Annotated in this window: 18 protein-coding genes; all 18 read left to right on the forward strand. The window is 29.0% G+C overall.

The window, feature by feature from the left end; all coding sequences use genetic code 11:
- Positions 1–47: 47 nt before the first annotated feature.
- Positions 48–1,235, forward strand: coding sequence for a hypothetical protein (locus tag AB4Y15_RS03480; protein ID WP_427338481.1), 1,188 nt, complete (start codon positions 48–50; stop codon positions 1,233–1,235).
- Between the two features lie 22 nt (positions 1,236–1,257).
- Positions 1,258–2,532: an EF-P 5-aminopentanol modification-associated protein YfmF gene (gene yfmF, locus AB4Y15_RS03485; RefSeq protein ID WP_427338483.1), complete on the forward strand. Its 1,275-nt coding sequence runs from the start codon at positions 1,258–1,260 to the stop codon at positions 2,530–2,532.
- A 12-nt stretch (positions 2,533–2,544) separates the two neighbouring features.
- The gene (yfmH, locus tag AB4Y15_RS03490) at positions 2,545–3,831 is read left to right on the forward strand and encodes an EF-P 5-aminopentanol modification-associated protein YfmH (protein ID WP_427338484.1); all 1,287 of its coding nucleotides are present in this window, start codon (positions 2,545–2,547) and stop codon (positions 3,829–3,831) included.
- Positions 3,832–3,927: 96 nt separating this feature from the next.
- Complete coding sequence (lgt, locus tag AB4Y15_RS03495; RefSeq protein WP_427338485.1) at positions 3,928–4,662, forward strand: prolipoprotein diacylglyceryl transferase; 735 nt, start codon at positions 3,928–3,930, stop codon at positions 4,660–4,662.
- A gap of 186 nt (positions 4,663–4,848) precedes the next feature.
- Entirely contained in the window at positions 4,849–5,007 is a 159-nt protein-coding gene (locus AB4Y15_RS03500; RefSeq protein ID WP_427338486.1) for a Spo0E family sporulation regulatory protein-aspartic acid phosphatase, read from the forward strand.
- 331 nt (positions 5,008–5,338) lie between these two features.
- Positions 5,339–5,770, forward strand: a complete 432-nt coding sequence (gene mraZ, locus AB4Y15_RS03505) for a division/cell wall cluster transcriptional repressor MraZ (RefSeq protein WP_427338488.1) — start codon at positions 5,339–5,341, stop codon at positions 5,768–5,770.
- Positions 5,771–5,858: 88 nt separating this feature from the next.
- Positions 5,859–6,791 (forward strand): 16S rRNA (cytosine(1402)-N(4))-methyltransferase RsmH, encoded by a 933-nt coding sequence (rsmH, locus tag AB4Y15_RS03510; protein WP_427338490.1) that lies wholly within the window; start codon positions 5,859–5,861, stop codon positions 6,789–6,791.
- A 30-nt stretch (positions 6,792–6,821) separates the two neighbouring features.
- Positions 6,822–7,292 (forward strand): hypothetical protein, encoded by a 471-nt coding sequence (locus tag AB4Y15_RS03515; RefSeq protein WP_427338491.1) that lies wholly within the window; start codon positions 6,822–6,824, stop codon positions 7,290–7,292.
- A 17-nt stretch (positions 7,293–7,309) separates the two neighbouring features.
- Positions 7,310–9,484, forward strand: coding sequence for a stage V sporulation protein D (locus tag AB4Y15_RS03520; protein WP_427338492.1), 2,175 nt, complete (start codon positions 7,310–7,312; stop codon positions 9,482–9,484).
- Between the two features lie 129 nt (positions 9,485–9,613).
- Positions 9,614–11,074, forward strand: a complete 1,461-nt coding sequence (locus AB4Y15_RS03525) for a UDP-N-acetylmuramoyl-L-alanyl-D-glutamate--2,6-diaminopimelate ligase (protein ID WP_427338494.1) — start codon at positions 9,614–9,616, stop codon at positions 11,072–11,074.
- 43 nt (positions 11,075–11,117) lie between these two features.
- Positions 11,118–12,077, forward strand: coding sequence for a phospho-N-acetylmuramoyl-pentapeptide-transferase (gene mraY, locus AB4Y15_RS03530; protein ID WP_427338495.1), 960 nt, complete (start codon positions 11,118–11,120; stop codon positions 12,075–12,077).
- Positions 12,078–12,104: 27 nt separating this feature from the next.
- Positions 12,105–13,487 carry a UDP-N-acetylmuramoyl-L-alanine--D-glutamate ligase gene (gene murD, locus AB4Y15_RS03535; protein WP_427338496.1) on the forward strand — a complete coding sequence of 461 codons (1,383 nt, stop codon included), beginning with the start codon at positions 12,105–12,107 and terminating at the stop codon, positions 13,485–13,487.
- Entirely contained in the window at positions 13,465–14,568 is a 1,104-nt protein-coding gene (gene spoVE, locus AB4Y15_RS03540) for a stage V sporulation protein E (RefSeq protein ID WP_427338497.1), read from the forward strand. Before murD ends, spoVE begins: the two co-directional genes overlap by 23 nt.
- Before the next feature lie 5 nt (positions 14,569–14,573).
- A complete protein-coding gene (gene murG / locus AB4Y15_RS03545; RefSeq protein ID WP_427338498.1) occupies positions 14,574–15,680 on the forward strand; it encodes an undecaprenyldiphospho-muramoylpentapeptide beta-N-acetylglucosaminyltransferase in 1,107 nt (368 codons plus the stop codon).
- A 99-nt stretch (positions 15,681–15,779) separates the two neighbouring features.
- Positions 15,780–17,033, forward strand: a complete 1,254-nt coding sequence (gene murA, locus AB4Y15_RS03550; RefSeq protein WP_427338499.1) for a UDP-N-acetylglucosamine 1-carboxyvinyltransferase — start codon at positions 15,780–15,782, stop codon at positions 17,031–17,033.
- A 51-nt stretch (positions 17,034–17,084) separates the two neighbouring features.
- On the forward strand, positions 17,085–17,837 hold the full coding sequence (locus AB4Y15_RS03555) for a cell division protein FtsQ/DivIB (protein WP_427338500.1): 753 nt from the start codon (positions 17,085–17,087) through the stop codon (positions 17,835–17,837).
- Between the two features lie 14 nt (positions 17,838–17,851).
- Positions 17,852–18,586, forward strand: a complete 735-nt coding sequence (locus tag AB4Y15_RS03560) for a DUF881 domain-containing protein (protein WP_427338501.1) — start codon at positions 17,852–17,854, stop codon at positions 18,584–18,586.
- A 17-nt stretch (positions 18,587–18,603) separates the two neighbouring features.
- Entirely contained in the window at positions 18,604–19,332 is a 729-nt protein-coding gene (locus AB4Y15_RS03565; RefSeq protein ID WP_427338502.1) for a DUF881 domain-containing protein, read from the forward strand.
- Position 19,333 lies beyond the last annotated feature (1 nt).

Here is a 19,333-nt window from a genome sequence, read left to right on the forward strand (position 1 = left end):
TAAATAACGGAATTTGCAAATAAATTCTGAATAAAGTAGGTGACGTTATGTCAGGTATTAATAGTTTAAATAAATTATTATTTTACATTATTATGTTCATTTTTTTTAGTGTATTATTTTTTGTATATGATAATACTTTAGAAAATATCTTTTTGCTTCTTTCATTCATTGGTTTTATTAATATGTTAGAACAGAGAAAAATTTTTAGGGCTAAAAAGAATATCTTTTTACTTATTGGTATAATTTTAATAACTTATATATTGTCTATATCATTTTTATTTACTCAGAAATATAATATGAAAATTGGTAGTTTGAATACTTATCGACGAAAAGAGGATAAAGCTGTGTTATTAGTTGTCGAAGGCGAAAGCCCTGTATATATACCTTCAAAAGCTATAACTAATATCTGGTTAAACGAAAGTTTTTTAAGCAAAATAAGTATGCCCTATCAATTATATAATATTAAGAAAAATTATCATATGATTGGAAAGAGTGACTATAACAAAAATATACAAAAATTAGTTAATAAGCTAAGAAATGGACTTTCAGAAGAGTATTATATAAATATTGCATATTTAAAAGATACAGAATATGTAGAAGAAAAAATATTTGATTTAGTAACTAAAGGGTATTATAAAATAATAATAGTACCTGTAATTGTTTCTGAAGGGAGTGAATTTGCTGGATTAAAAAAGAGAATTGAAAAACTTAGATTATATAATTACAATGTGCAAATTAGATGGACTGAGCCTTTCTGGAACAGTGAATATTTAGTTATATCATATATAAACAAAATTTCAAGTAATGTAAATGCAAAAAAAATAAAAGATACGGGAATAGTATTAATAGGTCAGGGAGAGTCTAATAAAAGTAATTTGATTAAATCTATAAAACAGCAGATAATGTTTTCTAAAAAAGTAAAAACATATCTAGTTGAAGAATTAGGGATTGATGAATCTAAAATAAAAATAGCATGGTTTGATAAGTTAAAACCGGACTATGTTCAAGCGGTTAAAGAAGTGCTAGAGTATGGAGTCGGTGAAGTACTTTGTATATATTTAAAACCTACAACTACGAATATAGATAACAATATTATAGCTAATAAAATAAAAAGGCAAATAGACTTTCCAGAAGGTATTAAGATTAAAGTTATAGATGGTTTTTGTAATGATGATAATATTATTAAAGAAATAAGAAATAGGATTAGATTAGCAGATATGAAAGTCTGGAACTAACAATGTATGGGAGGGTTGCATATTGGCACTAAAAAATATAAGAAAGAAAATTGATGAAGGAGTAAATTTGAATCTAATTGTTACAGATAAATTTAAATCTAATTTAATCAGTATTTATATTGTTAGACCATTGTTGCGTAGTGAAGTAACTAAAAATGCACTATTACCAATGGTTTTAAAAAGGGGTACAAAAAATTATAATACTTTTGCAGATATACAGAAAAAATTAGAAGATTTATTTGGTGCAAATTTGAGTGTAGATGTTACAAAGAAGGGTGAAAGACAAGTAATTAGATTTACATTAGAAGGTCCAAATGATAAATATGTTTTAGTTAATAATTTAATTGAAGAAATGATTAAAATTCTAAATGAAATAATTAATAATCCTTTGTTAGAAAATGGAAGTTTTCTAAATGAATATGTAAATCAAGAAAAAGAAAATTTAAGAAAGAAAATTGAAAGTAGAATAAATGATAAGAAGATTTATTCAGTAGATAGATGTATTGAAGAAATGTGTAAGAATGAAAAGTATAGTCTTTATAAATATGGTTATGTAGAAGATTTAAAAGATATAGACAGCCAGACGCTATATAAGCACTATTTAACAGTTTTGAAATCAAGTCCTATAGAGATATGTGTTGTTGGAGACATAAATACTGATGTAGTTACTAAAACTTTTATAGAAAACTTTGAAATAAAAAGAGATAAAGTTATTGACATACAGAGAGAAAGTGTAATAAAAGAAGTTCATACTAAGAATTTAGTTCGTGAAGAGATGGATGTTAATCAAGGAAAGTTAACATTAGGCTTTAGAACTAATATACCGTATGAAGATAAGTTATACGAACCATTATTAGTCATGAACAATATACTTGGCGGTGGTCCTAATTCAAAATTGTTTATAAATGTGAGAGAAAAAGAAAGTTTAGCTTATTATATTTATTCAAGAGTACTAAAGTATAAGTCGTTGCTTATAATATCTTCAGGAATAGAATTTGCCAATTATCAGAAAACATTAGATATAATAAAAGAGCAAGTAGAAGATATGAAATTAGGTAAATTTTCAGAGATTGAAATTAAGCAGGCAAAGAAATCTTTAATAACTTCGATAAAGTCTATAAAAGATAATAATTTTTCTCTTTCTGATTATTACTTAAGTAATATACTTGCAAATGATAATAGAAATATTGATGAAATAGTCGAAAGAATACAAAATGTATCTAAAGATGAAATAGTGGAATCTGCTAAGAAATTAAGTTTAGATACAATATATTTTTTAACTAAAAGGGAAAAGTAGGGAGGAATACTTTTGAAAACAGAAGTATTTAAACATGATAAATTAAATGAGAAACTTAATTTTGCAAAGTTAGATAGTGGTTTAAGCATTTTTCATATACCTAAAAAGGGTTATATAGAGAAGTATGCAATGTTTTCCACTAATTATGGTTCAAATGATAATAAGTTTATTCCTGTCGGAGAGACTGAAGTTATAGAAGTACCTGAGGGTATAGCACATTTTTTAGAACATAAACTATTTGAAGAACCAACAGGCAATATATTTGCAAAGTTTTCAGAGTTAGGCTCATATGTAAATGCATTTACTAATTTTAACCAAACGTCATATTTATTTACTTGTACAGATCGATTTTATGAAAATCTAGAGCTTTTAGTGAAATTTGTACAGAATCCATATTTTACAGATGAAAATGTTGAAAAAGAGAAAGGGATTATTGAGCAAGAGATTAGGATGTATGATGATTCACCTAATTGGAAGGTATTTTTTAATTGTTTAAAAGGTATGTATCACTATCATCCAGTTAAAATTGATATTGCAGGAACAGTTGAAAGCATAAAGAAAATCAATAAGGAGTTTTTATATAAATGTTATAATACGTTTTACAGTTTAGAAAATATGGTACTTGTTATGGTAGGGGATTTTGATTTTGAAAAAGCTTTAGAAGTTGTGGAAAATACTTTGAAGAATAGTAAGTCAAAAGGGGATTTAAATATAAAAAGATTTTATCCAAAAGAGCCTAAAAATATCAAGGAAAGTATTTTAGAAGAGAGTTTACAAGTTTCATCTCCACTATTTAATATTGGATTTAAAGATATAGATTTAGGGTATGACGGCGATATGCTATTAAAAAAAGAAATTGAAACTAACATATTGTTAGACTTATTGTTTGGAAGAAGTTCTGAGTTATATCAAAAATTATATGAAAATGGTTTAATAAATAATACTTTTGGAAGTCAGTATATTGGGTATAAGGATTATGGACATTCTATAATAGGTGGAGAGTCTATTAAACCTAAAGAAGTTCTAGAAATCATACTTAAATATTTGGAAAAAACTAAAATAAATGGCTTAAACAAAACAGATTTTATGAGAATTAAGAAAAAATTCTTAGGTTATCACATAATGGATTTTGATTCAATAGAATTTATTGCTAATTCTTTTACATCTTATTATTTTAAAAATACATCTTTATTTAAATATATGAATATACTTGAAAATATAAGTTTAGAAGATTTGCAGAAAAGATTAGAAAAACATTTTAGAGAGGATAATTTTGTAATTTCAATAGTAAATCCTTAAGATTTTATTGACTAATTATATTTAGAAAAATATAATAGAGATGTATGTTAGCTACTAGATTTCTAGTAGCTTCAATTTTATTTGAGGAGTGATTGTATGAATCCAGTTGCTTTTGAGATTTTTGGAATATCTATTAGATGGTATGGTATTTTGATTTCTTTAGGAATGCTATTAGGTACAATAATAGCAGTTAAAGAATGTAGAAGAATTGGTTTTGATGAAGAAAAGCTTATAGATTTGCTTATTTTTGCTATTCCTTTAGCTATTATTGGAGCAAGAATGTATTATGTAATTTTTAATTGGGAGTACTATAAAGGTGATATTTTAAAGATAATAAATATTAGAGGTGGAGGATTAGCTATTCATGGAGGTATAATTGCAGCTGTTATAGTTGCTTTAGTGTATTGTAAAGTTAAAAGGGTAAATTTTTGGGAAATAGCGGATATAGTTGCTCCTAGTATTATTTTAGGTCAGGCTATTGGAAGGTGGGGCAATTTTATTAATCAGGAAGCTTATGGGACTCCTACTGACTTACCGTGGGGGATTATAGTTAATGGACAAAAAGTTCATCCTACTTTTTTATATGAGTCAATATGGGATTTTGCAGTATTTTTATTCTTATTATGGTATAGAAAAAATAAAGTGAAAGTTAAAGGAGAAGTTTTTCTATTGTATTTAATGTTATATTCATTTGCTAGGTTCTTTATAGAAGGATTACGAATTGATAGTTTAATGCTAGGGAAATTTAGAGTAGCACAGTTGATAAGCGTTATAATTATAGCAATTTCAATTGTATTATTTTATAAAAGGAGAAAAGAAATTTCAGAATAATATACAAAATAATAGAAATTTATTCTAAAAATATAGAAAATAGACGTAAAAAGATAATAAAAGTAGATAATTGGTGTCTAATTTAAAATTTCTTTGTAATTTTGGATAAAATTGTATTGACATTTGAACGAATAATGTAATAAAATGACATTATCCAATATTTTTCTTATGGTAGGAGTTGGTATTATGAATTTAAAAGAGCAGATTGCTTATCTAAGGGAAGAACTTAATAAATCAATAAATGAAGAACAAAATTATGAGATTATATATGAGTTAAGTATCAAGTTGGATAAACTGATAACTCTTTTCTATTTGGATAAAGAAGGTAGTTTAAAAGACAATTAGCTTGTTAGCGCTCCTACCACTTTAAACCACATTTGTTTAAACTATATAGTTAAATTTAAATAAATAAGTAAATAGTTTAAGAACAGTAATGCGGCTTTTAGCCGCTTTTTTTGTCTAAAAAATAACAAAGTATAAAAAGAGTTAATTGCAAATAATACCCTTGATATATAAAATTAAAAATGTTGCTCATTTTAAATAGGTCCTATGTACTAGCATATTTTCAAAAAAATTTCAATTTGATAGCAGGAATTCAAAAAACATTATAGAAGATATAAATGTGGTTTAAAGTGGTAGGAAGTGGGGGCTTGTTCCCTATAATGGGGTGTAGTGTATGTTTATTGGAGAATATCAGCATTCAATTGATAAAAAAGGCAGATTAATAATACCAGCCAAATTCAGAGAGGACTTAGGAGATTCTTTTATCCTAACTAAAGGTTTAGATAACTGTCTTTTTGTGTATCCAAAAAGTGAGTGGAAGGTGTTAGAAGAAAAATTAAAATCACTACCACTGACTAGAAAAGATGCAAGAGCTTTTGTAAGGTTTTTCTTTGCGGGAGCAACAGAGTGCGAATTAGACAAGCAAGGTAGAATTTTAATACCTAGCAATTTAAGGCAGCATTGTAAACTTGTAAAAGATGCTATAATAATAGGAGTATCAAATAGAGTGGAAATTTGGAGTAAAGAAGAGTGGATTTTATATAATGAAGATGAAGATTTGAGCTATGAAAATATTGCTGAAAAAATGGCTGAATTAGGTATTTAGTAAATATTGATTTTTTAAAAACTAATACTAATGTTTAGAAGTTATTTTATTTCTACAAAAGAAAAATAATAGTAAAGAGGTGGATAAATTGGATTTTAAACATGTATCAGTTTTGTTAAATGAGGTTATAGAGGGACTTAATATTCGTGAAAATGGAATTTATGTTGATGGTACTATAGGAGGGGCTGGACATTCAAAGGAAATAGTAAAGAAACTAAAAAATGGACGTTTAATTGGAATTGATCAAGATATAAATGCTATATACAAAGCAGAAGAAGAATTAGAACAATATATTGAAAAAGTTACTTTAGTACATGATAATTTCAGCAATATTAGTAACATACTTAGTAGATTGAATATTAATGCAATAGATGGTGTACTGTTAGATTTAGGTGTATCTTCACATCAATTAGATGTAGCCGAAAGAGGATTTTCATATAAAAAAGATGCTTTCTTAGATATGAGAATGGATAGGAGTAAAGATTTTAGTGCATGGGATGTTGTAAATAAATATTCTGAAGATGAACTTGCAAAAATAATAAGAGAATATGGCGAAGAAAGATGGGCTAGTAGAATAGCAAAATTTATAGTTGAATATAGAAAAAATAATACTATAGATACTACTGGGCAGTTAGTAGAAATTATTAAGAAAGCTATTCCAAAAGGAGCAAGAAAAGATGGTCCTCATCCAGCTAAGAGGACTTTTCAGGCAATAAGAATTGAAGTAAATAATGAACTAGGTATCTTGAAACAGACCATCAAGGATATAGTTAAGGTGTTAAACAAAGGTGGAAGAATTTGTATAATAACGTTTCATTCATTAGAAGATAGAATTGTTAAAGAGACTTTTAAGGAATTGAGTTTAGATTGTATTTGTCCACCAGAATTACCTGTATGTATGTGTGATAAAAAGAGAGAGTTAAAGATAATAACTAAGAAACCTATTTTGCCTTCTGATGAAGAGATTTCAGGAAACCCTAGAGCTAGGAGCGCTAAACTGAGAATAGCAGAGAAAGTTTAGTGTTCTAAACTGAAAAAGGGGTGAATAAATTTGTTAGTAGCAAAAAAAGAAAATAGATTTTTAAAAGATGAAAATAGAATAAAAATAATTAACGAGAGAGAAAAAAGAAAATCAAAAAAATTAGTTTTAATGAAAATTAAAATGATTATGTTTTCTTTTTTAATTTTGGCTGTATCTTTAATTGTTTTATTAAGATATGCTCATATTACTAAACTGAGATACGATATAACTATGCTTGATAAAGAAATAGAGAAATTAAGCAATCAAAAACAATATTTAATTATAGAATTAGAGAAAATAAAGGAATCTAAATGGATAGAAAAAGAAGCAGAGGAAAGACTAGGTTTAAGATATCCTACAAATGACCAAACAGTATATGTAACCGTTGAAGATTTATTCAATAATGAAGTTGACGTAGCTAAAGATAAAGGTAATAATAGTTATATATTCCTTAATGCTTTTAGAAATGTTGTTAATAAAATGTTTGGATACTTTCAATAATATAAGGGGGAAAAGTTGTGTCATCACCCACTATTTCTACAAAAAAAAGACTTATTGCAATATTGTTATTAGTATCTATTGCTTCATTATCACTAACGATAAGACTAGGGTACTTGCAGATAGTTAAGGGTGAAGAACTGAAGAAGTTAGCTCTAGAGCAATGGACTAGAGATATACCAGTTAGAGCCAAAAGAGGAGTAATATTTGATAGGAAAGGTAAAAAGTTAGCTATAAGCGTTAGTGCTGATACAGTTTGGTGCAGACCTGCAGATGTAAAAAATCCTAAAGAAACTGCAAAGATATTAGCAGAAACACTTAATTTAGATGAAGAGAATGTCTATAAAAAGATTACTAGCAGACAAAGTGTTGTTAAGATAAAGATGTGGATATCTAAAGAAGAAGCAGATATTTTGCGAAGTAAAAAGTTAAGTGGAATAGAGATTGTAGATGATAACAAAAGATATTACCCATATGATAATTTTGCAGCACATATTTTAGGGTTTACAGATATTGATAATGTTGGTTTGTATGGCATTGAAAAAACATATAATAAATACTTAACAGGAACACCTGGCAGATGGATAAAAACAGCAGATGCTGTAGGTAGACAATTGCCATATGCAAATGAAAAACTATATGAACCAGAAGATGGTTTAAGTGTTGTTCTTACAATTGATGAGACTATTCAGCACTTTGCTGAAAAAGCCGCTTTAGAAGCTTTGTTAAAAAATAAAGCGAAAAGAGTATCAATAATAATTATGGAACCTAAAACGGGTGATATATTAGCTATGGTTTCTAAACCGGATTATGATCCTAATAACCCTAGAGAACCTTTAGATGAAGATTTGAAAAAACAATGGAAAGGATTGTCTCAGAAAGAGTTAATAAAAAAATGGTATGATATGTGGAGAAATTTCGCTATAAATGACGTTTATGAGCCAGGTTCTACTTTTAAAATAATAACTGCTGCTGCTGGATTAGAGGAAAATGTCGTAACTCCTGAAAGCCAGTTTTATTGTGATGGTTTTATAACTAGTGTTAAAGGTGCTAGATTAAAGTGTTGGAGATGGTACAATCCACACGGTAGTGAAACTTTTGTAGAAGGAGTTCAAAACTCATGTAACGAAGTTTTTGTAGCTGTTGGTCAAAGACTTGGTAAAGAAAGAATGTATAAATATATAAAAGCTTTTGGCTTTGGTGAAAAAACCGGTATAGAGTTAACTGGAGAACAATCTGGAATTATTCCAAGAGGTCCTGAATATATGAAAGAAGTTAATTTAGCTACTATTTCATATGGGCAGGGCATTGCCGTTACTCCAATTCAGCTAATTACTGCTATATCTGCAGTTGCAAATGGCGGGAATTTGATGAAGCCTAGAATTGTTAAAGAATTAGTTGATAATAAAGGTAATGTAGTTCATGAATTTAAACCTGTAATAAAGAGAAAAGTAATATCGAAAGATACTTCTAAGACTTTGCTAAGTATATTAGAAACTGTTGTTTCATCAGGTACTGGTAAAAAAGCTTATGTTCCTGGTTATAGAGTTGGAGGAAAGACTGGTACAGCTCAAAAAGTAATAAATGGGAGATATGCTGAAGGTAAATATATAGCATCATTTGTTGCCATTGCACCTGTAAATGACCCTAAGATTACAGTGTTGGTTGTTATTGATGAACCTAGTAATGGCGAATATTATGGAGGTAGAATTGCTGCACCAGTAGCTGGGCAAGTAATTAAGGATACTTTAAATTACTTAGATGTAGAACCTCAATTTACAGAGGACGAGCAAAAAGATAACAACGAAAAGATGGTGATAGTTCCTGAAGTAAGAAATTTAACAATAAAAGAAGCAGTAGATAAACTAAAAAAGGTTGGCCTTGATTATAATACGGAAACATTAGATATTCAAAAAGATTCATTAGTAATAGATCAATTTCCATTACCAGGTACAAAGGTAAAGAAAGGCTCAATGATAGATTTGTATGTATATTCTAGGAGAAAAGAAGATAGTAGAATTGTTGTACCAAATCTTAAGGGCAAAACAATGGAGGAAGTTACAGAACTTCTTAACAATCTAAATTTAAGGTTCAAGTTTAAAGGAAATGGTGTTGCAAAAAGTCAGTATCCCGCAGCAGGTACTATGGTAGAGTTTAATTCTCTAATAGAAGTTGAGTTTGATAAAGTGAATTAATAGATATTATGAGGCAACTTCAAACAATGCTGGCTTTGTTTGAAGTTGCCTTTTAAGTAGACTAATAATATTTAAATATGGTATTATCAATAAGTAACAAATTGATAATATAGTAGTGAGGTGCTGAAAATGAAATTGACAGATTTAATTAACGGATTAGAGATTGAGAAGTATAGTGGAGATTTAGATATGGAAATTTCTAAAATAGTTTATGATTCAAGAAAGGCTGTAAATGGTTGTGTATTTGTGGCTATAGAGGGTTATAAAACAGATGGTCATAATTATATAAGTCAAGCAATTAGTAATGGTGCAAAAGTAGTGATATTGCAAAAAGATATAAATATTCCCGAGAATATTGTTAAAATATTAGTTAAAGATACGAGATGTGCTTTGGCTAGGATTTCATCAAATTATTACAAAAATCCATCAAGAAAATTAGAATTAATAGGAATTACTGGAACTAACGGCAAAACAACAACTACTTACCTTATAAAATCTATTTTAGAAATGGTAGGTAAGAATGTAGGAGTAATAGGGACGATAGGAAATGTGATAAATGACAAAGTTATTAAGGCAAAAAATACTACACCTGAATCTTTAGATTTACAAGAAATTTTTAACCACATGGTAGAAACAAATATAGACAGTTGTGTAATGGAGGTTTCATCACATTCTCTTGAATTAAAAAGAGTCGAGTACTGTGATTTTAATGTGGGTATTTTTACCAATTTAACTCCTGAACATTTGGATTTTCATAAGGATTTACAAAGCTACATGGAAGCAAAGGTTAAATTATTTTATAAAACTAGAGATTATAATATTATTAATGCAGATGATGAATATGGGAAGAAAATTAAAAGTATCATACAAGAACTTAAGACACCAATTTTAACATATGGAATAGAAAGTGAAGCTGATATAACAGCTCATAATATAGAAATTTATGCAAGTGGTGTTAAATTTGATTTAATAACACCTAATGGAAGCATTGATATAAGGCTGAATATTCCTGGTAAATTTAGCGTTTATAATGCTTTAGCAGCTGCATCTTGTGGGATTGCATTTAACATAAAGTTAGAAGATATAAAAAAAGGACTTGAAGCGGTACGAGGAGTGAAGGGAAGATTTGAAGTAATACCAACTAATACAGACTTTTCAGTAATAATAGATTATGCACATACTCCTGATGGTTTTAAAAATGTATTAAGTACAATTGACCAGTTTGCTAAAGGTAGGAAAATAATTGTATTCGGGTGTGGTGGAGATAGAGATAAAACGAAAAGACCTAAAATGGGAGAAATAGCTTCTCATTATTGTGATATATGTATTATTACAAATGATAATCCAAGAACTGAAAATCCAACAGAGATAATTAATGATATTTTAAAAGGTATTAATAATGAAGAGTGTGAATATGTAGTTATTGAAGATAGAAGAGAAGCGATACGTTATGCTTTAGAAATAGCAAGGAAAGATGACGTTATTTTACTAGCTGGTAAAGGACATGAAACATATCAGATTGTAGGCAATGAAGTATTGCCATTTGATGAAAAGAAAATTGTACTAGAAATACTTGGCGAAGAAGAATAAAATAACAGATTGAACATATGCTGAAGAGAGGAGTAGGCAAATAATGGACTATAAAGTAATAATTAAGGTTATTATTATTTCGTTTGTGATTACTTTAATTTTAGGACCGATATTAATACCTATTTTAAAAAGATTGAAGGTTGGACAAAATGTTAGGGGTGAAGGGCCTAAAACACATCTTAAAAAACAAGGCACACCTACAATGGGTGGAATTATAATGTTAATTGCTTTGGTTATTACTACTCTATCATCAGGATTAATAAATAGAGATATGATTGTACTTTTAGTAGCTACTTTAAGTTTTGGGTTAATCGGTTTTATAGATGATTTTATAAAGGTAGTTTTAAAAAGATCGCTTGGATTAAGAGCTTATCAAAAACTAATAGGGCAGATACTGTTTGCAGTAATTTTAGCTATTTATCAGTCGAATACTTCGATTTTAGGAACTAAAGTTTTAATACCTTTTTTAGATAAAACTTTAGACTTGGGTATGTTTTATGTACCATTTATTGCTTTTGTAGTTGTAGGTACAGTAAATAGTGTTAATTTAACAGATGGTTTAGACGGACTAGCTACAGGAGTAACATTAATAGTTTTAGCATTTTTTGGTATTGTTTCAATAACTTTAGGTTATAATAGCGTAGCTATATTTTCTGCTGCTTTGGCAGGAGCATGTTTAGGTTTTTTAAAATATAATGCACATCCAGCAAAGGTTTTTATGGGTGATACAGGTTCTTTAGCATTAGGAGGTGCTGTTTCTACTATTGCAATACTTATGAACTTACCACTTATATTGCCTATAGTAGGAGGCATTTATTTCGTTGAAGCGTTATCAGTTATCATACAGGTAGCATCATTTAAATTAACAGGTAAAAGAGTATTTAAGATGAGTCCTTTACATCATCATTTTGAATTAAAGGGGTGGAAGGAGACAAAAGTAGTAGTTGTATTTTGGATTACCACAGTTATTTTATGCTTAATAGGAATTGCTGGTATAATGTAAAATTATTTATTAAAGTAGGTGATTAGGTTGGAACTTAAACATAAAAATATTTTAATTTTAGGATTAGGTATTAGTGGTGTTTCAACAGCAAAAGCATTAAACAAGCTAAATGCTAACATTATAATTAGCGATAAAAAGAAAGAGGATGAATTAAAGCAATATATAGATGAATTAAGAGATATCAAAGTTAAATATGTTTTAGGTACTAATGATGTTGATTTGGATAATATTGATTTGATAATAAAAAGTCCTGGAGTCCCTTTAAATTTACCTATAATTAGTAAGGCTGTTGAAAAAGGTATTGAGGTTATTACAGATATTGAGTTAGCATATAGAATTTCGTCTAATCAATTTATTGCTATTACAGGGACTAATGGTAAAACAACTACTACAACTTTAATAGGAGAAATTTTTAAGAATGCAAATAAAACATGTCATGTAACAGGGAATGTTGGAGTAGGAATATTGTGGGAGCTAGTGAACTCTGAGGAAAATGATATTTTTGTAGTGGAAGTTAGTAGCTTCCAATTAGAGAGTACAAAATACTTTAAGCCTAAAGCTAGCGTGATTATTAATATAACTCCTGACCATTTGAAATGGCATGGTTCATTTGAAAATTATATAAATGCAAAAAAGAAAATATTTGCTAATCAGGATAAAGATGATTATACTATTTTAAACTATGACGATAAACTTTTAAGAAAAATGTCAAGTGAAGTTTGTTCGAATATTATATTCTTTAGTCAGTATTCTGAACTAGCAAAAGGTGTATATGTAAAAGATAATAAGATAGTAGTGAATGATGGAAAGAAAATAATACCTGTTATATCATGTAATGAGATAAAAATACCTGGCAAGCATAATTTAGAGAATGCACTTGCTGCAGTTAGTGTAGGCTGGGTAATGGGAGTAGAGTTAAAAGCAATTGCCGATACTTTAAGAAAATTTGAAGGGGTAGAGCATAGGCTTGAATTTGTAGATGAAATTAATGGTGTTAGTTTTTATAATGATTCTAAAGCCACCAATCCAGATGCCGCAATAAAGGCTATTGAAGCTATAGAAAGCCCAATAATTCTCATAGCTGGTGGGTTAGATAAAGGAAATGAATTTGATGAATTTATAAATAGTTTTAATAATAAAGTGAAAGAGTTAATAGTACTTGGCGAGACAGCTGTAAAAATAAAAGATACTGCAATAAAATTGGGCTTTAGGAATATACATATAGTAGAAAATATGGAGAAGGCAGTCGAGAAAAGCTATGAATTGGCTAAAAGAGGTGATAATGTACTGCTTTCACCTGCTTGTGCTAGCTGGGATATGTATAAGAATTTTGAAGAAAGGGGTAATGATTTTAAGAGAGCAGTTAATAATTTGAGGGGGCTTAATAATGATAAAAAAGAGAGCCTGTGATTTTACTTTGATGATTGTAACTATTCTTTTAGTTTTTATTGGAATAATCATGGTTTTTAGTTCTAGTTATCCAGAAGCATATTATAAAATGAAAGATGGATATTTCTTTTTGAAAAAACAGATGTTTTTTAGTACACTTGGATTATTTGCTATGATATTTTTTATGAATTTCGATTATTGGAGATTGCAAAAATTATCTAAGTTAATCTTTTTGATAAGTATAATTTTAGGTCTTTTAATTTTTACTCCATTGGGAACTGAATTTCATGGTGCAAGAAGATGGATAAATTTGGGATTCACAACTTTTCAGCCTTCAGAGGCTATAAAATTAGGTTCAATAATATATTTAGCTTCATATTTGGCTAGGAAAAAAGAAAAAATAAAATCTTTTTTCAAAGGTGTAGTTCCAGCTCTTATTATTATAGGAATTGCTTGTGGATTGATAATTATTCAGAAAGATTTAAGTACTAGTGCAACACTAGGTCTAACGCTTATGATCATGTTGTTTATTGCAGGAATGAGATTTTTACATTTAACATTTTTTGCGTTACTTGGAGTAGGAGGAGCAGTAGTTGCTATTTTAAAGGAGGATTTTAGAAGAAAAAGGATTTTGGCGTTTTTAGACCCTTTTAAATATAAAGATACTGTTGGGTGGCAATTAGTTCAATCATTGTATGCTTTGGGTTCGGGAGGAATATTTGGTTTAGGTTTAGGGAAAAGTAGACAAAAATTCTTTTACATACCTGAACCATATAATGATTTTATATTTGCGATAATAGGCGAGGAACTTGGTTTTGTTGGATGTGTAACTGTAATAATATTATTTTTAATTTTAATATGGAGAGGAATCAGAATAGCTATAAATGCAAAAGATTTATTCGGCTGTTTGTTAGCTTCAGGTATAGTAGCTTTAATAACTGTTCAGTCGATGATACATATAGCAGTTGTTACTTCTTCTATACCTCCTACTGGAATACCTTTACCATTTGTCAGTTTTGGTGGTACATCACTTTTAGTGTTTATGTCAGCAATCGGTATACTACTTAATATTTCAAGATATACAGATTTAGATAGGAGTTGAACATTATGAAGTTTTTAATAACTGGTGGAGGGACTGGAGGACATATATATCCTGCTTTAGCAATTGCTAATAAGATAAAGAAAGAGATTCAAGGCGCTACTATTTTATATGTTGGAACTGAGAAAGGATTAGAAGCAGAATTAGTACCTAGAGAAGGATTTGATTTCAGAGCGATACGTGTAAAAGGTTTTAGAAGAAAATTGTCTTTAGATACTTTAGATTCAATAAAGACCTTGTTTCAAGGGCTTAATGATGCGAGAAAAATAATAAATGAATTTAAGCCTAATGTAGTTATAGGAACTGGTGGATATGTTTGTGGACCTGTGGTATTTATTTCAGCTTTAAAGAAAATACCGACATTAATCCATGAACAAAATGCATATCCAGGGGTAACTAATAGGATTCTTTCTAGGTTTGTTGATAAAGTTGCTGGAAGTTTTGAAGAGTCTATAAAATATTTTTACGACTCAAATAAAGTTACTATAACTGGAAATCCGATCAGAGATGATTTTTTGAAAATCAATAGAAATAAAGTTAAGTCAATTCAGAAAGATAGTCCCCTTATTCTTTCTTTTGGAGGAAGCGGTGGGCAGAAAAAATTAAATGAAGCAATGCTTGAAGTTATTCAGAAGAATATAGGGGGAAAAATGCAAATTATCCATGTAACAGGAAAGAGATTTTATGAAGACTTTATAGAGAATTTAAATAAAAAATTAGGTTCTATCGAGAGGTTAGAGGAAAATATTAAAGTATTGCCGTATTTGTATGATATGCCTAATGTTTTAGCTTCTTCGGATCTTGTTATAACTAGTGCAGGTGCAATAACTATTGCAGAAATTACTGCAGTAGGGGTTCCAAGCATATTGATACCGAAGGGGTATACAACAGAAAATCACCAAGAATTTAATGCTAGAGCATTGGAGAAACAAGGTGCGAGTGTTATGATTTTAGAAAAAGACCTTAATGGAGAAATATTAAATAAAAAGATAAATGAGTTGATAAATGACAAAAATAAGTTGAAATATATGGCCCAGCAAAGCAGGAGATTAGCTAAGATAGATGCTACTGATAGAATTTTTAAAATGATTGTAGATTTGATTGAGGAAGAATAGTATTTTGTAACACCTCTTGAGAATATGCATATGATATTTATATATTGTTTTTCCAAAGACTTTATACATAGGCGCGGTGCATATTCTGGAGGTGTAATTATGAGTAAATATATTATAGAAGGCGGGAAAAGACTTGTAGGTGAAATTACTATAGGTGGTGCTAAGAACTCTACGTTACCTATTCTTGCTGCTTCTGTTATAACTAATGGTGTGAACACTATTTTTAATATACCTAAAATTAGAGATGTAGATGTAATGGAACAAATTTTAAAATCGATTGGATGTAAAATTAATAGAGTAGATAATATCATGACAATAGACTCAAGACCTTTTTCAAAAATTAGGATACCTGAAGATTTAGTTAGAGAAATGCGTTCTTCAATTATTTTGATGGGAGCTATGCTGTCAAGATGTGGGCAACTCCAAATCTCTTATCCAGGCGGGTGCGACTTAGGACCTAGACCTATTGATTTACATCTTAAAGCTCTTAAAGAACTTGGTGCAGATATTAAAGAGGCACATGGCTATATATATTGTTGTGCTGAACAATTGAAAGGGTGTGAAATCCAATTAGACTATCCTAGTGTAGGAGCAACTGAAAATATTATGTTAGCTGCGGTTAGAGCTAAAGGAACTACAATAATCAGAAACGCAGCTAAAGAGCCTGAAATAGTTGATCTTCAGAACTTTCTTAATGCTGCTGGTGCGAAAATATATGGAGCAGGTACAAGTGCGATAAGAATTGACGGTGTCGAAAAATTACATGGAGTAGAGCATACAGTTATACCTGACAGAATAGTTGCAGGAACGTTTATGGTAGCTTCTGCCATAACTGGTGGAGAAGTTATATTAAAGAATATAGAAGTTGAACATTTGAATTCAATAATAGCAAAACTTAGAGAAGCCGGTTGTAAGATTTATAATAATTGTACGACTTTAAAGATAATCGGTCCTAAAAAACCTAATGCTGTTGAATCTATTAGAACTTTACCTTATCCTGGTTTTCCAACAGATATGCAAGCTCAAATGATAGCTCTTTTATCATTAGCTAATGGAACAAGTGTGGTATGTGAAACTATATTTGAAAATAGATTTAAACATGTTGATGAATTAGTTAGAATGGGAGCTAAAATAAAAACTGAAGGAAGAGTAGCGATAATAAAGGGAGTTAAAGAGTTAACTGGTGCAAAAGTAACTGCCAAAGATTTAAGAGGCGGAGCTGCTTTAGTATTAGCGGGATTAGCTGCTAAAGGGACTACTATAGTTGAAAATATATACCATATAGATAGAGGTTATCAAGATTTTGAAAAAGATTTAGCATCTTTAGGGGCTGATATAAAGAAAATATTTTAGCAGCATATTGCTGCTTTTTAATTAATGGACAAGCTACAGGAGTGATTTAAAGTGGCTAATAATATTGAAAGAAAAATACGAAAAAAGAAGATAGGACTTATTACAATATTATTGATTTTTTTAATATCAATCTTTATTATTTTATCGACTAAAACGAATTTTTTTAACGTTTCAGAAATAATAGTTCAGGGGAATAATGTTTTAGATTATGAAAAAGTTATTCTGGCTTCTGGGCTAAATTATGGGGAAAATATTTTCAAAATAAGAACTAAGGAAGCTAAAGAAAATATATTATCTCATCCATATGTAAAATCTGTAAATATAAAAAGACTTTTTCCTAATAAACTTGTGATTACAATAGAAGAGAGAAATGAAATTTTAGTTATTCCTTATTTAGAATCATATATATACATAGATGATGAGGGGTATGTTTTGAATTTACTGGCTTATAAAAAGGAAAATTTATTAGAAGTTGAAGGAATTAATGTTAAGGATATTTCAATTGGTAAAAAAATATCACTAGAAGATGATGTTAATTTAGAAAAAATAATAGATTTGATTAAAGATTGTAAAAAGATTGATTTATATAAAGAAATAGAAAAGGTCAAATTGGATAATAAATCTAATGTAGTAATCTACTTAAAATCAGGTATTAAAGTTGCATTTGGATACCTAAATAATGTAAAATATAAATTAAGCTTTACTATTAAAATATTAGATGATTTGAAACATAGAGGTATAAGTAAAGGTGCAATTTATTTTAATAAGGGAGATAGTCCTATTTTTATACCAGAAGGTAGCTAGGAGGATAATCTATAATGAGAGAGTTAAAGAGTAAAATAGCATTCGCTTTAGTATGTGTAATACTTGGAGTAATTATAGCAATACAATTTAAAACAGTTAATGAAACTGTAGGAAGTGGAATTTTGCCGACTAAAAGTGCACAGCAATTGGCTTTGGAATTAAAAAAGTTGAAAGATGAAAAGGAAAAATTATTAGAAGAATTAAATAGTTTAGAATCTAAAGTAAAACAGTATGAAAAAAATGCTGCCGAAGAAAATGTCTATATTAAAAATCTAATGAAAGAGTTACAGAAATATAGGATGTTTGGTGGATATGAGCCAGTAAAAGGACCAGGTATAATAGTGGTAGTAAATGATCCACCTATCGAAGTACAATTCGGAGATGACACTAGTATTATAGTTAATAATTATGACTTTTTACTAGAGATAATCAGTAATTTAAACGCTGCAGGTGCGGAAGCAATCTCTATTAATGAGCAGAGATATACAGGATTCACTGAAATAGTACCTGCTGGAAATCATCTTGAAATTAATGGCGTTTCGTATGGTCCTCCTTTTATAATTAAAGCAATTGGTGAGCCTAAGATTTTAGAGTCAGCTCTTAGGCTTAAAGGTGGAGTCATTTGGTATATGGAAAATGTATTTAACTTAGATGTACAGATTAAAGAAGAAAAAGAGATAGAAATACCTAGATATACAAGAATAAATGAATTTAAATATGCAAAGCCAATAGAGAATGTTACTGATTAAAAAATAAGGTGAGGAGAATGGATAAAAAATATATTGGCAATGTAACTATATTGATAGTTACTATTATTACTGGGATACTTTTTTCATTTCAATTAAAACAGGATATTGATGACTATACATTAGTATCTTTAAACTCGATTAAGATGACAAAACAGGAGATCAATAATTATAAAAGAGAAATTAATAATTTAAAGAAATTGATAGAAGAGAAAAAAAATGAAATAGATAATTATCATAAGGCTATTATAGATAAAGATTCTTTTGCTGAACTGCTTGAGCAAGAGATTAAAGATATAAGATTTGAAATAGGTTTAGAAGATGTTCAAGGGCCAGGTATTATTATTAAAATAGAAGATAACAATAAAGAAGTTTCTTATGGAGAAAATGTAAATTATGATTTAGTACATGATTTGGATGTTTTAAAATTGATTAATGATTTAAATGCGGCTGGTGCTGAAGCAATAAGTATTAATGGGCAGAGGGTTTTATCAAGGTCTGAAATAAAATGTGGAGGACCTATTATAACAATAAACAAGCAAAGATTAGCTCCTCCATTTGTAATAAAAGCGATAGGAGACCCTAAGGTGTTATATGCAGCAATAAATGCTCCTAATACAAATGGGTATATTCTAAAGGAAATTAGAAATATAAAAATACAGACTAAAATAAGTGATAATATATTTATCCCAAGGTATTGGGGTGATATTACTTTTAATCAGGCTAAGCCTATAGAAGAGGGTGAATAAA

This window comes from Caloranaerobacter longqiensis (assembly GCF_050286925.1).
In the GTDB taxonomy this organism is placed as follows: domain Bacteria; phylum Bacillota; class Clostridia; order Tissierellales; family Thermohalobacteraceae; genus Caloranaerobacter.

What these genes read in the sequence shown, in the direction of transcription:
- AB4Y15_RS03480 (WP_427338481.1), top strand. Translation starts at nt 48, where the DNA reads ATGTCAGGTATTAATAGTTTAAATAAATTATTATTTTACATTATTATG.
- lgt (WP_427338485.1), top strand. Translation starts at nt 3,928, where the DNA reads ATGAATCCAGTTGCTTTTGAGATTTTTGGAATATCTATTAGATGGTAT.
- AB4Y15_RS03500 (WP_427338486.1), top strand. Translation starts at nt 4,849, where the DNA reads ATGAATTTAAAAGAGCAGATTGCTTATCTAAGGGAAGAACTTAATAAA.
- mraZ (WP_427338488.1), top strand. Translation starts at nt 5,339, where the DNA reads ATGTTTATTGGAGAATATCAGCATTCAATTGATAAAAAAGGCAGATTA.
- AB4Y15_RS03525 (WP_427338494.1), top strand. Translation starts at nt 9,614, where the DNA reads ATGAAATTGACAGATTTAATTAACGGATTAGAGATTGAGAAGTATAGT.
- mraY (WP_427338495.1), top strand. Translation starts at nt 11,118, where the DNA reads ATGGACTATAAAGTAATAATTAAGGTTATTATTATTTCGTTTGTGATT.
- spoVE (WP_427338497.1), top strand. Translation starts at nt 13,465, where the DNA reads ATGATAAAAAAGAGAGCCTGTGATTTTACTTTGATGATTGTAACTATT.
- murG (WP_427338498.1), top strand. Translation starts at nt 14,574, where the DNA reads ATGAAGTTTTTAATAACTGGTGGAGGGACTGGAGGACATATATATCCT.
- murA (WP_427338499.1), top strand. Translation starts at nt 15,780, where the DNA reads ATGAGTAAATATATTATAGAAGGCGGGAAAAGACTTGTAGGTGAAATT.
- AB4Y15_RS03560 (WP_427338501.1), top strand. Translation starts at nt 17,852, where the DNA reads ATGAGAGAGTTAAAGAGTAAAATAGCATTCGCTTTAGTATGTGTAATA.
- AB4Y15_RS03565 (WP_427338502.1), top strand. Translation starts at nt 18,604, where the DNA reads ATGGATAAAAAATATATTGGCAATGTAACTATATTGATAGTTACTATT.